The sequence below is a fragment of the Streptococcus sp. 121 genome, from assembly GCF_016458205.1.
Classification (GTDB): domain Bacteria; phylum Bacillota; class Bacilli; order Lactobacillales; family Streptococcaceae; genus Streptococcus.
The window spans coordinates 1-15,996 of record NZ_JAEMED010000001.1; the positions used below are offsets into that span (position 1 = coordinate 1).

13 protein-coding genes and 1 pseudogene are annotated in these 15,996 nt (G+C 43.1%); 12 read left to right on the plus strand and 2 right to left on the minus strand.

What is annotated here, in order from left to right; genetic code table 11:
- Positions 1 to 164 precede the first annotated feature (164 nt).
- Positions 165 to 1,133, minus strand: a complete 969-nt coding sequence (locus JEQ21_RS00005) for an NAD(P)/FAD-dependent oxidoreductase (protein ID WP_199363455.1) — start codon at positions 1,131 to 1,133, stop codon at positions 165 to 167.
- Positions 1,134 to 1,589: 456 nt separating this feature from the next.
- Between JEQ21_RS00005 and JEQ21_RS00010 the strand changes: the two genes are divergently transcribed.
- The 7 genes from JEQ21_RS00010 (at position 1,590) to JEQ21_RS00040 (ending at position 9,782) form a co-directional block, all read left to right on the plus strand.
- Positions 1,590 to 2,333, plus strand: a complete 744-nt coding sequence (locus JEQ21_RS00010) for a DeoR/GlpR family DNA-binding transcription regulator (protein WP_199363515.1) — start codon at positions 1,590 to 1,592, stop codon at positions 2,331 to 2,333.
- Entirely contained in the window at positions 2,330 to 3,241 is a 912-nt protein-coding gene (gene pfkB / locus JEQ21_RS00015) for a 1-phosphofructokinase (RefSeq protein ID WP_199363456.1), read from the plus strand. Before JEQ21_RS00010 ends, pfkB begins: the two co-directional genes overlap by 4 nt.
- A complete protein-coding gene (locus JEQ21_RS00020; protein WP_199363457.1) occupies positions 3,238 to 5,175 on the plus strand; it encodes a PTS fructose transporter subunit IIABC in 1,938 nt (645 codons plus the stop codon). The genes pfkB and JEQ21_RS00020 overlap by 4 nt, the downstream gene beginning before the upstream one ends.
- Before the next feature lie 151 nt (positions 5,176 to 5,326).
- A complete protein-coding gene (locus JEQ21_RS00025; protein WP_196091131.1) occupies positions 5,327 to 5,701 on the plus strand; it encodes a DUF1149 family protein in 375 nt (124 codons plus the stop codon).
- A 6-nt stretch (positions 5,702 to 5,707) separates the two neighbouring features.
- The gene (locus JEQ21_RS00030) at positions 5,708 to 6,556 is read left to right on the plus strand and encodes a DegV family protein (protein WP_199363516.1); all 849 of its coding nucleotides are present in this window, start codon (positions 5,708 to 5,710) and stop codon (positions 6,554 to 6,556) included.
- Positions 6,557 to 6,715: 159 nt separating this feature from the next.
- Positions 6,716 to 7,924, plus strand: a complete 1,209-nt coding sequence (locus tag JEQ21_RS00035; protein ID WP_199363458.1) for a CCA tRNA nucleotidyltransferase — start codon at positions 6,716 to 6,718, stop codon at positions 7,922 to 7,924.
- Positions 7,917 to 9,782 (plus strand): ABC-F family ATP-binding cassette domain-containing protein, encoded by a 1,866-nt coding sequence (locus tag JEQ21_RS00040; RefSeq protein WP_199363459.1) that lies wholly within the window; start codon positions 7,917 to 7,919, stop codon positions 9,780 to 9,782. The genes JEQ21_RS00035 and JEQ21_RS00040 overlap by 8 nt, the downstream gene beginning before the upstream one ends.
- A 261-nt stretch (positions 9,783 to 10,043) precedes the next feature.
- Here JEQ21_RS00040 and JEQ21_RS00045 read toward each other — a convergent pair.
- Positions 10,044 to 10,328, minus strand: a pseudogene (locus JEQ21_RS00045) (transposase); the annotation flags it as partial.
- 379 nt (positions 10,329 to 10,707) lie between these two features.
- Here JEQ21_RS00045 and JEQ21_RS00050 point away from each other — a divergent pair.
- The 5 genes from JEQ21_RS00050 (at position 10,708) to JEQ21_RS00070 (ending at position 15,989) form a co-directional block, all read left to right on the plus strand.
- Complete coding sequence (locus JEQ21_RS00050) at positions 10,708 to 11,439, plus strand: GntR family transcriptional regulator (protein WP_199363461.1); 732 nt, start codon at positions 10,708 to 10,710, stop codon at positions 11,437 to 11,439.
- Positions 11,440 to 11,448: 9 nt separating this feature from the next.
- Positions 11,449 to 12,621, plus strand: coding sequence for an SIS domain-containing protein (gene agaS, locus JEQ21_RS00055; RefSeq protein ID WP_199363462.1), 1,173 nt, complete (start codon positions 11,449 to 11,451; stop codon positions 12,619 to 12,621).
- A gap of 12 nt (positions 12,622 to 12,633) precedes the next feature.
- Positions 12,634 to 13,629: a tagatose-bisphosphate aldolase gene (gene lacD / locus JEQ21_RS00060; RefSeq protein ID WP_199363463.1), complete on the plus strand. Its 996-nt coding sequence runs from the start codon at positions 12,634 to 12,636 to the stop codon at positions 13,627 to 13,629.
- 81 nt (positions 13,630 to 13,710) lie between these two features.
- Positions 13,711 to 15,510 carry a glycoside hydrolase family 35 protein gene (locus JEQ21_RS00065; protein ID WP_199363464.1) on the plus strand — a complete coding sequence of 600 codons (1,800 nt, stop codon included), beginning with the start codon at positions 13,711 to 13,713 and terminating at the stop codon, positions 15,508 to 15,510.
- Positions 15,510 to 15,989, plus strand: a complete 480-nt coding sequence (locus JEQ21_RS00070) for a PTS system mannose/fructose/N-acetylgalactosamine-transporter subunit IIB (protein WP_196091124.1) — start codon at positions 15,510 to 15,512, stop codon at positions 15,987 to 15,989. The genes JEQ21_RS00065 and JEQ21_RS00070 overlap by 1 nt, the downstream gene beginning before the upstream one ends.
- The last annotated feature ends 7 nt before the right edge of the window (positions 15,990 to 15,996 follow it).

Sequence of the window (15,996 nt, forward strand, 5' to 3'; positions counted from 1 at the left end):
GGGTCAGAAAAATATAAGGAAGTGGACCAGAAAGGGACCCGCTAGCCGGGTCAGCTGGAGAAGTGGTGCATAAGGGAGACCATTCGGACAAGCCTTTAGGTTTTGGCCGGTAATAGAGGCTTTCAGCCGAAGAACAAACCACCCGTTTTCACGGGTGGTTTTGATTACATACTTGTGGAGTGTTTGGGTTGGACTTTTTGTTTGGGATCGATGAAATGAACTGCGTTATTGATAGCAGTAGGGGCTTCTCCGAATCCTGTTGCAATCATAGCTGCCTTACCAGGATAGGTACAGCAATCTCCGATGGCATAGATACCAGGACGGTTGGTTTCGAGCTTAGTATTGACTACGATTTTATTTCGCTCAAGCTCTAAGTCCCACTCCTTGAGATTTCCGATTGATGATTTAAATCCATAGTTCACAAAAATGTGATCAACCTCGATGGGGTGAGTTTCTTTACTTTTGCTGTGGGCTACATGCAGGTGGGTAGCTTTGCCATCTTTTCCTTCAAGTCCGTATGGGATATAAGGGGTCTTGATGTGGACCTTGGAGGCCTTGAGGTTGGTGACGGAATGTTCCAGGGCTCGGAAGTTGTCTCGGCGGTGGATGAGGGTTGTGTCCGCAATTTTTTCAAAGGCCAGAGCCCAATCGACTGCAGAATCCCCACCTCCAAGAATGGTTACTTTTTTATCCTTGAATTGTTCCATATTTTGAACATGGTAGTGAACATTGTCAAAATTCTCAGCTCCTTCAATATCTAAAGGACGAGCTTTAAACGCCCCACCGCCTATGGCGATAATGACCGTTTTTGACAGATGCTCCGCTTTGCTTGTGACAAGTCGATAGTGGTCAGTCTTGTGTTCTATTTCCAATAAGGTTTCGCCTAAACAGATTTCAGTTTCAAATGTATTCAGTTGGGCGATCAGGTTCTCCGTTAAACCTTGTCCTGTGATCGAGGGAAAACCTGGTAGATCGAGAATGGTTTTTTCGGGGTAGAGGATGGATGGTTGCCCTCCTAGCTGTTCCAAGGAATCAATGAGTTTGACTTTGGCTTCTCGGAGGTTGGCGTAGAAGGCAGCAAAGAGGCCTACGGGGCCACCGCCAATAATGGTAATGTCATAAATCTCAGACATGAGATCTCCTTTTTCTTTATTTCTAGGGGTTCTTTTTTCATTTTAACAAAAAATAAAAAGAAATACTCTTTCTAAAACAATACACCAATCATCTGTTGTTTTAAAATTCTTTGAGCAAAAAAGCACCTCTAACTGGAGATGCAATTCGCAATCGGGGCCCTTGAGCTTGTCCGAAAGCTATTTCTTATGTATCTCCATACTACTTGTAATTGTTTGTTTTGTCAATTTAAACCATAGTGCTTGGGAAAAAGTTGGATGATCCCAGATTGACAGCTGGTTCTTTTTGAGTTGTCTGAAGTTATGGATACCACCAACGAGAGGTTGGAAAGAGGCATTTGGTAAGTGGGGTGAGTAATTGGAGGAAGACAAATGAAAGTTTTTGACTGAAATTGATTGACATTGAAAATTTTTAGAGTATAATAGTTTTTGTAATCGATTTCATAAGGAGGGAGTCTTATTCTAAAAGAAGAACGTCATCATCGAATTCGTGAAGAATTAAGAGGTCAAGGCTTTGTCAGTTTAGACTTTCTGCAAGAGTTATTGCAAACGTCAGAATCGACCATTCGGCGTGATTTGGCTGAGCTGGAAAGTCAAGGCTTGTTGAAACGGGTTCATGGTGGGGCTGAACACCTCCGCTTTCTTTCCAAGGAAGAAAGTATGCAGGAGAAAGCCATCAAGCATGTTCCTGAAAAGCAAGCTATTGCTAACGGTGCTTTAAAGCAGGTCCTAGATGGAGAAACGATTTTTTTGGATGCTGGGACAACGACTGCCTTTTTAATTGAAGGCTTGGCTCAAAAATCCATTCGGGTAGTGACCAATTCGATTCACCATGCTGCTCGCTTGGTTGATTTACATGTGCCGACCCTAATGATTGGGGGGCAGATTAAAGAGACGACTGATGCTTGTATCGGCGCGTCGACTTTGGAACAGGTTCAAGCTTTGAATTTTGATCGAGCTTTCATGGGGATGAATGGGTTAGACCAAGATTGGTTCTACACACCAGACCCTGAAGAAGCGGCGCTTAAAAGGGCTGTCCTTCAGAATACATCAAAGGTCTATGTCTTGGTAGATCCTTCCAAATACTATCAGACTGCTTTTGTAAAAGTTGCAGGAGTTGAGACAGCAACCATCGTGACGTCAGAGTCAAATTCTTCTCTCGTGAAACGATTAGTAGAGAAAACAGAGGTACTTGAAGTATGATTTATACAGTAACACTCAATCCCTCCATTGATTTTATTGTCCGTCTGGATCAACTGGATCTTGGTCACGTTAATCGTATGCAATCGGATGATAAATTTGCGGGTGGTAAGGGAATTAATGTGAGTCGGATCCTTCAACGTTTTGGGAAAACCAACAAAGCCACCGGTTTTATAGGAGGTTTTACAGGTCGTTTTATCACTGATGTTTTAGACCAGGAAGGAATCGCTCATAGCTTTATCCAAGTAGCTGGGGATACACGGATAAATGTCAAGGTAAAAGCGGATCAGGAAACTGAAATCAATGGTCCAGGTCCAGACATTGACACGGATTCCTTGGAGGATTTAAAAGCACTGCTATCTAGCCTATCTGCAGACGACACGGTCGTATTTGCAGGGTCTAGCCCAGCCAATCTTGGCAATGCCATTTACAAAGATTTGATTGCCCTTACCCGAGAGACCGGTGCAGAAGTTGTCTGCGATTTTGAAGGTCAGACTCTGATTGATTCGCTGGACCATCAACCCCTTTTGGTTAAACCCAATAATCATGAATTGGGAGCCATTTATGGGAAGGAGTTGAAGGATTTAGATGAAATTCAAGAATATGCTGGAAGACTCATTCAGGCAGGGGCTCAGCATGTGATTATTTCGATGGCTGGTGACGGAGCCTTGCTGGTAACTGCTGATGAAGCTTACTTCGCCAAGCCGATCAAAGGAGTGGTGAAAAATTCTGTGGGAGCAGGAGATTCAATGGTTGCTGGCTTTACGGGTGCTTATGCGGAAACCGGAGATGCCCTGGAAGCCTTCAAATGGGGGGTGGCCTGTGGTACAGCTACAACTTTCTCAGATGATTTAGCAAGCGCCGCCTATATTCAAGAAATGTACCAACAAGTGGAGGTAGAAAAAAGATGAAAATTCAAGATTTATTGAAGCCAGAAGTGATGCTGCTGGACTTGCAAGCTCAAAGCAAGGAAGCAGCGATTGATGAAATGATTCAGTCCTTGGTGGATCATGGATATGTAACAGATTTCCAAGTTTTCAAAGATGGCATTATGGCCCGTGAAGCGCAAACTTCAACAGGACTTGGAGACGGTATCGCTATGCCGCATAGTAAAAATGCAGCTGTGAAAGAGGCGGTTGTTCTCTTTGCTAAGTCTGCTACTGGTTTGGACTATGAGAGTCTGGATGGTCAGCCAACCAAACTTTTCTTCATGATTGCGGCTCCAGAAGGTGCCAACGACACTCACTTGGCTGCCCTTGCTGATTTGTCCAAATATTTGTTGCAAGATGGATTTGCAGCACAATTACGTCAGGTATCTAATCCTGAACAAGTGCTAGCCCTCTTTGATGAAAAAGAAGAAGCGGATGCAGCTCCAGTGGCTGAAGTCGATCAAGATGCAGATTTCTTGGTTGCGGTAACTGCTTGTACAACTGGTATTGCTCACACTTACATGGCCCAAGAAGCGCTTCAAAAACAAGCTGCTGAGATGGGTATTGGTATTAAAGTTGAAACCAATGGTGCCAGTGGGGTTGGAAATGCTTTGACAGCTGATGACATTGCGCGTGCTAAGGGAGTCATCATTGCTGCAGATAAGGCTGTTGAAATGGCTCGTTTTGCCGGCAAACCACTTGTGAACCGTCCTGTTGCAGATGGTATTCGTAAAACGGAAGAATTGATTCAGTTGGCCTTGGACCCAGCAACTCCTGTCTATGAAGCTAGTCCAGAAGCGGCTCCTTCAGCTGCCTCCTCTGGTGGTTCGAACCTCTACAAACACTTGATGAGTGGGGTTAGTCAGATGTTGCCATTTGTAATCGGTGGTGGGATTCTGATTGCCTTGGCCTTCCTCTTTGACCAAATGTTGGGTGTACCTCAAGATCAATTGGCTAGCCTTGGTTCTTACCATCAAATCTCTGCCTTATTTAAGGAAATCGGTGGAGCAGCCTTTGGCTTCATGCTTCCAGTTTTGGCTGGTTATATTGCTTATTCTATTGCGGAAAAACCTGGCTTGGCAGCCGGATTTGTGGCGGGTGCTTTGGCATCCTCAGGTGCGGCTTGGGGCCACGTTCCCTTCGCTGCTGGTGGAGAGGCTAGCCTAGCCCTAAGCGGAGTTTCCTCAGGTTTCCTTGGAGCTTTGGTAGGTGGATTCTTGGCCGGTTACGTTGTAAACTTCTTGAAAAAAGCCTTGGCCAACTTGCCACGTCCCTTGGAAGGAATCAAGTCTATTCTGCTTTTCCCACTGTTGGGAATTGGTTTGACTGGATTCCTGATGCTCTTTGTCAATATTCCTATGGCGGCGATTAACACTGGTCTGAACAATTTCTTGGAAGGCTTATCAGGCAGCTCAGCGGTCCTTGTAGGGCTTGTTGTTGGTGGTATGATGGCCATCGATATGGGTGGACCATTCAATAAGGCTGCATACATCTTTGGTACGGGTACCTTGGCAGCTAGTGTTGCAACAGGCGGTTCCGTAGTGATGGCTGCTGTCATGGCAGGTGGTATGGTTCCACCATTGGCCATCTTTGTGGCTACCTTGCTCTTTAAAAATAAATTTAGTGAGGAAGAACGCAACTCTGGTTTGACCAATATTATCATGGGTCTATCCTTTATTACAGAAGGTGCCATTCCATTTGCGGCAGCTGATCCAGCACGCGCTATTCCAAGCTTCGTGGCCGGTTCAGCTCTTGCTGGAGGATTAGTTGGTCTAGCAGGAATTAAGCTAATGGCACCTCATGGAGGAATCTTCGTCGTTGCCCTTACTTCAAACCCATTCCTTTACCTTGTCTTTATCCTTATCGGAGCAGTGGTTTCCGGTTTCCTATATGGATACTTGAAAAAAACAAATTAAAAATGGGAAAATGACTTTTCTGAAAAGAAAGGTCATTTTTTCATAAATAGAAAACATAATATTGAAAAGTGTCTATAAATTTGAGATAACCAAGACAAATGAAAGCCCAAGTGCTATAATAGAACTAGCATTTTTGTAAGGAGAAAAGTCCATGGAATTAGTTCGTGATAAAATTTTTGTAAGTCAATACCATTATGATGCTCGTAACTTTGAATGGGAGAAGGAAAATGGTGCTCCTGAGACAAAGATTGACGTTAATTTCCAGCTCATTAGTCGTGATGAAGCGAGTCAAAAAACCTCTATGGTTGTCATAGTGAGTTTTATGGTTGTTTTCGATACCTTTGTAATTAGTGGAGTTATTTCTCAAACCAATCATGTACAGGACCGTTTTATCAATGAACCGAATGAATTGGAACATGCTGAGGTTCAACAATTGGCAGAACCGAGTCTTGGAATGTTGAACCGCTTGACTTATGAAGTAACAGAAATTGCCTTGGATATGCCAGGCATTAATTTGGAGTTTTAAAAAATGATGAAAGTTGCAGTGATTACCGATGCGTCTGCCTACTTAACAGGTTTGACAGATGCAAAGAATTTGTTTGTTCTAGATATTCCAGTCCTCATTGATGGGGAGACTTATCTAGAAGGCAAAAATCTGACTGCGGAAGAATTTTATGAAAAAATGGCAGCTTCTAAAGAGCTGCCAAAAACTAGTCAACCAAGTTTAGCAGAGCTGGAAGTTCTCTTGCAGCAATTGGAGTTGGATGGTTATACCCATGTGCTAGGACTCTTTCTCTCAAGTGGGATTTCAGGTTTTTACCAAAATATCCAATTCTTGAAAGAGGAGTTTTCCAATTTGGAAATTGCCTTTCCAGATACTAAAATTACCAGTGCCCCACTTGGACTTATGGTTAAAACGGCTTTGGAAGCTTTTGAAGCTGGGCAAGATTTTCCTACGGTTCTTGAGAACATTGAAAGACAAATTGATGGGGTTCAGGCTTATATCTTGGTTGATGACCTCAACCATTTGGTCAAAGGTGGTCGTTTGTCAAACGGAGCCGCTCTCTTAGGCAGCCTTCTCAGCATCAAGCCGATTCTCTATTTTACAGATGAAGGTAAGATTGAAGTTTTCGAGAAGGTAAGGACTGAGAAGAAAGCAATGAAGCGACTCTGTGATTTGGTCAGCCAGGAAGTTAAGGGTGAGGACTATTATGTCGCAGTTATCCATTCTGACTGTGAGGAGAAGGCTCTGCAGATGCAAGCGCTGCTTCAGGAGGTTGGTGTACCAGGTGAAATTCCTTTGGTAACCTTTGGAAGCATCATCGGGACTCATCTAGGAGCAGGCAGTGTAGCTGTTGGATTTCTACCTCGTGTATGCTGAGAGTGGGGCAGTTGATAAGGTTGTTTTCTGGACTCAAAAAGTCAATTCCTGACTCCTTGAGCTGTTTAACTGAATCAACCACTGCGTCAATGTGATTTCACTAACTAAAATAGAAAGGTTGAGACTTTTGTCTTAGCCTCGCATTTATGGAAGTATTTTATGAAATTAACAAGTTTGCCTTCTGAATTTCAGAAGGCTTTACCTATATTAAGCAAAATTCAAGAGGCTGGTTTTCAAGCCTATTTTGTAGGTGGTTGCGTACGAGATGTGCTTTTGGATCATCCAATCCATGACGTGGATATCGCCTCTTCGGCTTATCCCCAAGAGATTAAAGAACTTTTTGAGCGGACAGTAGATGTCGGTATTGAACACGGAACGGTCTTGGTTTTAGAGGGGGGGCAGGAGTATGAAATCACCACTTTCCGGACAGAAGAAGAGTACGTGGATTATCGTAGACCTAGTCAGGTTCATTTTGTGCGCTCTTTGGAAGAAGATTTGAAGCGGCGGGATTTTACCATCAATGCCTTGGCCCTGGATGCCGAAGGAAATTTGGTTGATCTTTTTCATGGTTTAGAGGACTTGGAGACAGAGTTGATTCGTGCTGTCGGTTTAGCACAGGAACGTTTTCAAGAAGACGCTTTACGAATCATGCGTGGTTTCCGTTTCCAAGCTTCTTTAGACTTTGATTTGGAGGCGGAGACCTTTCAAGCCATGATTGCTGGTGCCCCCCTACTTGAGAAAATTGCCATCGAGCGTATCTTTATTGAATTTGAAAAACTGCTCCTTGCCAATTCTTGGGCAAGAGGGCTTTCATCTCTTCTTGCCGCAAAAGCCTATCACTATTTGCCAGGTTTTGCATCGGAGTCTCAAGCCCTCTCTTCTTTTTTGGAAAAAATCAGGTCTGATTTCAGTTTCACCAGTTCGGCACAGGCTTGGGCGGCCATGCTGTATCACTTTGAAAATAAGCAAGTAGCTCCTATTTTAAAGGCATGGAAGACTTCTAGGGATTTCCAAAAACAAGTTTTGGAAATGGTCGAGATCCTCAGGAAACGTGAACAAGGACTTCTGTCCGCTTGGGATTGTTACTCCTATCAAGAAGAACTCCTCTATCAGGCTGAAGAGCTGCGAGCTGCTATGAAGATGGAAACCAATTCTCAGTATTTAGCAGATACCATAGCTGGCTTAACCATTCGAGATAAACAGGAAATCGTCGTCACTGGTAGGACCCTGATTCAGGAAGAAGGGTTCCAACCAGGCCCTCAAATGGGACACGTATTAAAAGAAGTTGAGTTGGCGATTGTCAAGGGAGAATTAACAAATGAAAAAGGGGCTATCCTAGCCTTTGTAAAGGAGCGACTGCATGACTGATTATATTGTGGAAGGACTGACCAAGTCGGTGGCAGATAAGGTCTTGTTTCGGGATTTATCTTTCATTATTCATCCACAGGATAGGATTGGCTTGATTGGTTTAAATGGAACTGGGAAATCAACCTTGTTAGATGTGCTAGGCGGTGTAGCTGGCTATGATGGGGATCGTAGTCCATTCCAGACCAAAACGGATTATGAGATTGCCTATCTGACACAGGAACCGGATTTCCAAGCAGGTGCTAGTATTTTAGAAACAGTGCTTTCTAGTCGTCCCAAAGAGATGGCTTTATTGAAGGACTATCAAAACCTGATGGAAACTTATGAGGAGTCTAAGCAGGACAGACTGGATCAACTGGTTGCACAATTGGAAGCACAGGATGTTTGGGGGCTGGAAAGTCAAGCCAAGACCATTCTCTCTAAATTAGGGATGGAGAATCTGCAGACATCTGTGGATGACTTGTCCGGAGGACAGCGCCGCCGGGTACAGTTGGCACAGGTACTCTTGCGGAAGGCAGACTTATTACTGCTAGACGAGCCAACCAACCACTTGGATATTGATATGGTCGATTGGTTGGCTAATTACCTGACCAGTAATAACAGCACCGTTTGCTTTATTACTCACGATCGTTATTTTTTAGATCAAGTCTCTAATCGCATTTTTGAATTGGATCAAGGAAGGCTTGCGGAATACCAAGGAAATTACCAGGATTATGTAGCTCAAAAGGCTGACGAAGAAGAACGAGCGGCGAGTATGCAACACAAGCGTCAACAGCTCTATAAACAAGAGCTTTCTTGGATGCGTCGGCAGCCTCAGGCACGCGCTACGAAACAGGAAGCCCGCATCAAACGATTTGAAAGTTTGAAAAAAGATATGGCTGCTTATCAGACTAAGGATTCATTAGAAATCCAGTTTGAAACCAGTCGGATTGGAAAAAAGGTTCTGGAATTTAAGGACCTGGGCTTTGGCTATGAGCAAAAACTGCTCTTTCAAAACTTCAACCTTCTCATTCAAAATCGGGATCGAATTGGGATTGTTGGGGACAATGGAGTTGGAAAATCCAGTCTTTTAAACCTGATTGACGGGCAGCTGGAACCAAGTGACGGTGAACTGATTCGTGGGGAAACAATTAAAATCGCCTATTTCTCTCAATCTGCAGAAGATCTGGATGAGTCCATGCGCATGATTGAGTATCTGAGTCAGGTCGCAAGCGAAGCGAAGACTTCCAGTGGGAGTGTTAGTATTTCGGAACTCTTGGAACAATTTCTCTTTCCTCGTTCCAGTCATGGTACGCTAATTGGAAAATTATCTGGAGGAGAGAAGAAGCGGCTTTACCTGTTAAAATTACTCATTCAGCAACCAAATGTTCTTTTGTTGGATGAGCCAACCAATGATTTAGACATTGCGACCTTGACGGTTTTAGAGGCCTTTCTTCAACACTTTGCCGGCCCCATTTTAACAGTCAGCCATGACCGTTACTTCTTAGACAAGGTTTCAACAAAACTCTTGGTCTTTGAAGATGGGCAGATTCGTGAGTATTTCGGAAACTATACAGATTATCTGGATGAAAAGAAGTTCAGACAAGAACTTGTTCAAAAGCAGGAATCTCAGACTAAGTCTAGCAAGCCACGAGAACGTGCACAAACCAAGCGAATGACTTACCAGGAACAGCAGGAATGGAAAGAAATTGAAGCAAAAATTGAAAAATTGGAAACCAGAATCGAAGAAGTTGAAAATCAAATGCAGGAAAATGCCAGTGACTACGGGGCCTTAGCTCCTCTTCAATCCGAACTGGACCAATTAAATGAAGACCTGCTTTATCAGTATGAACGCTATGAATATCTCTCTTCTTTTGAATAAGCTGGCTCTTTGTCAACTGTAATGGGTGACTAGAATACTACTAGCGATTATATTGAATTTTTAGTGTAGGCATCATCCTGATTCTTAGGAATCCTTATGAAAGTGGTGCGGACGTAAGCAGCCTCTATCAAACGGCTAATTGATTCAATTCCTGAATCAATTACTACTAAACTTTGTACCTTGGTCTCAAAGTTTCCGTCATCCGCATGATATGCGGATGATTCCACCACAGATAAGGATTCTTTTTGAATCTGTTTAGTGCTACTCAATAGCTATAGAAGTTGATAATTGAACACGGGAGAGTACAGTATAAGTACTTTCCCTTTTTATATTCTGATTCACATAAATGCGTTTTTTGAAGTTTTCAAAGTTTCTAAAGCCAAATGCGTTTCTCTTGATGACTTTGATGAGGTTATTGGTTGCTTCCAATCGTGCATTGGAATAAGGATAGTCAAATGAGTGGAGAATATACTTCTTGTTTCGTAGAAATGTATCAAATATTTTAGAGAAGGTCTCATCCACCTGATTGATTTCAGCTTCTATCAAATTGATTTTGTCTCCCCTTTCTCCTGGTCTATAACGAGGGCAATCGCAAAACGTAAATCGAAGGAGGCTGTTCGTAAATATAGGATGGCACAAGTAGAACAAAATTTTATACAGCTAGATGTGGAAATTGAAAGTGTTCTCGTAAACATGAAATAGAACCGCAGTGTTCCGAACAGCACGTCCGATGTGTGAGAGGGGCTATCCATTAGTCCCTACACGATTTGTGAAAGCAAGTAGAGTACCAGTTTAAAGTGGTATCTTAGTCAAAATACCACAGTACCAGTCTTATTTTCGAGTTTTTACTTGTTTAAAGTACCAGTAAAATCCTTGTGAAAATGCAGGGAATAAGGATATAATATACATAAGGAAAGGAGAAATCATGAAAAAGAATTTGTCCATGCCCTTACATACGCAACTAACGGATCAATTGATGGAAGCGATTAGAGAAATGCGCATCCACGAAAAACTCAGCTCAGAACGCGAACTCTGCAACCAGTTTCATGTCAGTCGAACCACAGTTCGAAAATCACTAGCAGAATTGGAAGATCTGGGCTACATCTATCGTAAACATGGTCAGGGAACTTTTGTTTCAGGATTGTGGAAGCGCAAACAAAATCTTCTGGATTCCTATAATTTTACCCAGCATATGGTGAATTTGGGGAAACAGCCCTCTGATCAGATTGAATATTTTGAACTGGTTCAGGCCCACAAGAAAGTGGCAACTTACCTTCATATTGAAGAACAAGATTTGGTATACAAAATCAAACGCCTCCGACTAGCAGATGGTGAGGCTATGATGTTTGAAACATCCTATCTACCAGCTCATCTTTTTCCGAACTTGACCAAGGAGCGGATCCAGGAAAAGGGGCTTTATAAAACCCTGGAAGAGGACTACGGCCAACGAATCGTTTACGCGGATGAACTCTTCTCAGCCGGTCAGATTGGTGAAAATGTGACCCAATATCTGAATCAGCCGATCTCAACTCCCTGCCTCAATATTCGACGCGAAACCTTTAATCAGGAACGCAAAATCATTGAATTGACCTTTACTACTGCTCGAAGTGACCAATTTTCCTATAAAGTTCGCCACTTCAATACCTATTTGGAATAGGAGGATCTTATGTTCCAAAAAACAAAAGAAGAACTCGAAAAACTCGGTGCCTGGATTACCACCTCTGAAATTAAGCAGGAGCCGGAACTTTGGCAAGAGTTATGGGATTCTTATGAAAAACAAGAAAAGCAGCTGCAAAACTTCTTAGCAGGGCTACTCAATCAACATAAACGGTTACGTGTTATCTTCACGGGAGCGGGAACGTCTGCCTATGTTGGCGATACCATTCTGCCCTACTTGAAAGAAGTAGCCAATGAAGATCAACTAGATCTACAGGCGATCCCATCTACCCACCTTGTCTCAAATCCAAGACAATATTTTAAAGAGGACGTGCCAACTCTCTTGGTATCCTTTGCTCGTTCCGGAAACAGCCCAGAAAGTATTGGAGCTGTTGAAGCAGGGCAATTCCTGGTCAAGGATTTTTACCAGCTAACCATTACTTGTGCTCCTGAAGGACAATTGGCTCAACGTGCACAAGGTGATAGCCACAACTATCTCTTCCTTATGCCAGAACGATCCAATGATCAAGGATTTGCGATGACCGGTAGTTTCACCTGCATGACCTTAGCCAGTTTACTGGTATTTGATCCAAGTTCCTTGGATGTAAAAAAAGAATACGTACAACAAGTAATTGCTTTGGGACAACGTGCATTCGGTTTTGAAAGCGTTTTAGAAGGAATCGTAAAAAAACCATTCACACGCCTCGTCTACCTTGGATCAGGTGCTCATGCAGGTATGGGACGAGAAGCTCAGTTGAAAATTTTGGAATTAACAGCGGGTCGTATTGCAACGGGCTTTGATTCTTCACTTGGTTTCCGACACGGTCCTAAATCATTTGTCGACAAAAACACCGTTATCTTTACCTTCGTTTCTAACGATCCATACACACGCTTGTATGACAGAGACATTCTGCTAGAATTAGCAGGAGATCAACAAGCACTCGAGGTAGTTGCAGTGGAAGTCGGAGCGGTTGAAGAGTTTGATGGAACGCACTTGACCTTTGATAAGGTTCACGCCAACTTACCAGATGCTTATCTTGCAGTGGCCTTTGTGTTGGTGGGACAAATCTTTGCCTTGCACGCTTCCATTAAGGTTGGTAACCTACCGGATACGCCATCCCCTACCGGCACCGTAAATCGGGTGGTCAAGGGAGTGACTCTCTATCCCTTAGAAAATAAATAAAAGGAGATTCTTATGTCTAGTTTTCGACCAAGTTCTACAAAAGTAGAAGCTCTCAAACGTTTAGCCGATCAAGAGGGGGTTTTTGGTGCCCTAGCCATTGACCAACGTGGCGCCCTCCAACGGATGTTATCTCAGGGTGGACAATCACTAGGATCTGAAGGAGTTATGCATTTTAAGGAATTGGTTAGTCAAGAATTGACACCTTATGCTTCCTCCATTCTCTTAGATCCTGAGTACGGCCTTCCCGCTTCACGCGTACGAGCTGAAGAGGCGGGTTTACTCTTAGCTTATGAAAAAACGGGATATGATGCCAGTGAACCAGGCCGTTTTCCGGACCTGATTGATGACCTTTCCGTTTTGCGAATCAAGGAAGCTGGTGGAGACGCGGTAAAACTTCTCCTTTATTATGACGTAGATGAAGATGCGGCCATTAATGAGCGCAAGCATGCCTTTGTCGAGCGTGTGGGAAGTGAGTGTTTGGCGGAGGATATTCCTCTTTTCTTAGAGCTCTTAACTTATGATGCTCAGTTAGACGATGTGACTGGTCCCGAGTTTGCTAAGTTGAAACCACACAAAGTCAATGAAGCGATGCGTGAGTTTTCAAAAGATCGCTATAAAGTTGATGTTCTCAAAGTGGAAGTTCCTGTCAACATGAACTTTGTAGAGGGCTTTAACCAAGATGAAGTGGTTTATAGCAAGGAAGAAGCACAAGCAGCATTCCAAGATCAAGCACAGGCGAGTCACCTCCCATTTATCTTCTTAAGTGCAGGTGTATCTGCCAAATTGTTCCAAGATACCTTGGTCTTTGCCAAGGAAGCCGGCTCTAATTTCAATGGTGTCTTATGTGGGCGGGCTACTTGGAAAGATGCAGTTGGTATCTATGCGCAGGATGGAGAAGAAGCTTGTCGTGAGTGGCTCCGTTCTCAGGGGCGGCAAAATATTGAAGAGCTCAATGCTGTTTTAAAGGATACAGCACAGGCTTGGACAGAAAAATTTTCAGAAAACTAACAAACTAATATATTGACATGATTTGAAGAAAAAGCTAGAATGAAAGTAGGAAAACGCTTTCTGTCTAGTGAGGGAAGAAATATGAAAACATTTTCAGTAGCCCAGAATTTTCTCCTTAATGGAGAACCCTTCCAGATTCTATCGGGAGCTATCCATTACTTTCGTATCCCACGTGAAGAATGGTATCACTCTCTATACAATCTTAAAGCTCTTGGATTTAATACGGTTGAGACTTATGTTCCCTGGAATCTCCATGAATCCAAGGAAGGAGTCTTCAATTTTGAAGGTCAGAATGACCTGGGTGCCTTTCTTGATTTGGCTCAGGAAATTGGTCTCTATGCCTTGATTCGGCCCTCTCCCTATATTTGTGCAGAATGGGAGTTTGGTGGCTTACCAGCTTGGCTTCTGACCAAAAACATACGAATTCGTTCCAGTGATTCGCAGTTCCTAACTTACGTAAAACGCTATTACCAACAATTAGGTCCAATTTTAGCCTCTCGGCAGCTGAATCGTGGGGGGAATATCCTCATGTTTCAAGTGGAAAATGAATATGGGTCGTTTGGGGAAGATAAGGACTATCTCAGAAGCCTAAAAAGGCTAATGGAAAAGCAAGGCTGGGATATGCCTTACTTTACCTCAGATGGAGCTTGGTTAGCTACGCTTAAGTCTGGAACACTATTAGAAGAAGGTGTTTTACCGACCGGAAACTTTGGCTCAAAGGCTGAGGAGAATTTTGAAAACCTACAGAACTATATGAAGGAAAATAGTTTTGAAGGCCCTCTCATGTGTATGGAGTTTTGGTTGGGTTGGTTTAATCGCTGGAAAGAGCCAATTATACAACGTGATCCTCAAGAGACTGTCACTGCGATTATGGAAACCATTCAACGTGGCAGCATTAACCTTTATATGTTTCACGGTGGAACCAACTTTGGCTTTATGAACGGAACTTCAGCGCGAGGAAATACCGATTTACCTCAGGTAACCTCTTATGACTATGATGCCATTCTAGATGAAGTGGGGAATCCAACGGAGAAGTATTACCTTCTACAGGAAGCACTTGGACAATGGAATCCAGATTTGGAACAGACGGAACCTTTGGTAAAACCTCTGATGGAGAGCAGGGTTATTCAGCGGAAACGCAGTGTATCGCTTTGGTCTACTTTGGATCAGTTGACATTCAGTAAAAAATCCCTGTATCCAATGACTATGGAAGAACTTGGACAAGCAACAGGTTATACTCTCTATCGGAAACAAGTCGCTTATGATGGTTACCCGCAATACTATCGCTTGGTCGATGTGAGGGATAGGGCTCAAGTGTTCATTAACCAAATCCCTGTTGTGATCCAAGATCAAGATACCATTGGTGAATCCTTTGAATTTCATTCGCAGGAGCAGATGGACCGCTTGGATATCTTGATTGAAAACCAAGGACGGGTTAACTATGGACACAAGTTACTAGCTCCGACCCAAGAAAAAGGCATCCGAACCGGAGTCATTAAGGATCTTCACTTTTTGGCCGGATGGGAACAGTATCCGTTATCCTTTGACAACAAGATGTTACAAAAGGTGGATTTTGATGGCAATTGGGAAGAGGGTCAGCCTGGATTTCATGAATTTGAATTTGAGCTAGAGGAACCTCTTTCTTGTCACATCGATGTAAGCGGTTTCGGCAAGGGTTTTATTTCTGTTAACGGTCACAATCTGGGGCGTTTTTGGGAGGTGGGGCCCTACCTTAGCCTCTATTTACCAGCAGCTTTTCTAAAAAAAGGGAACAATACCTTGCTTCTATTTGAAAGTGAGGGTGTTATAAAAGACAATATTCAACTCGGACCCAAACCGATTATCAAAGAAGGTTTGGAAGCGCAAAAGGAGGAAAACTAATGGCAATTATCGCAACTCGAATCGATGGACGTTTGATCCACGGACAAGTAGCTAATCTTTGGGCATCGAAATTAAACATTTCTCGTATCATGGTGATTGATGACGAAGTTGCTCAAAATGACATTGAAAAAGCAGGATTGAAATTGGCAGTCCCACCTGGGGTTCGTCTTAGTATCTTACCAGTTGCTAAAGCAGCAGCTAATATCAATGCTGGGAAATATGACTCTCAACGTTTGATGATTGTAGCCCGTAAACCAGACCGTTTCTTAGAATTGGTTGAAAATGGTGTTCCACTTGAGGAGCTTAACGTTGGGAATATGTCTCAAAGTGACGAAACTCGCTCAGTTACGCGGAGTGTCAATGTCACTGATAAAGATGTTGAAGACTTTAAACAATTGCACGCTAAAGGAGTTAAATTGTACCATCAAATGGTTCCAAACGATGGGGCAGAAGACTTCATGGCCTTGCTAAACAAATAGTAGATAG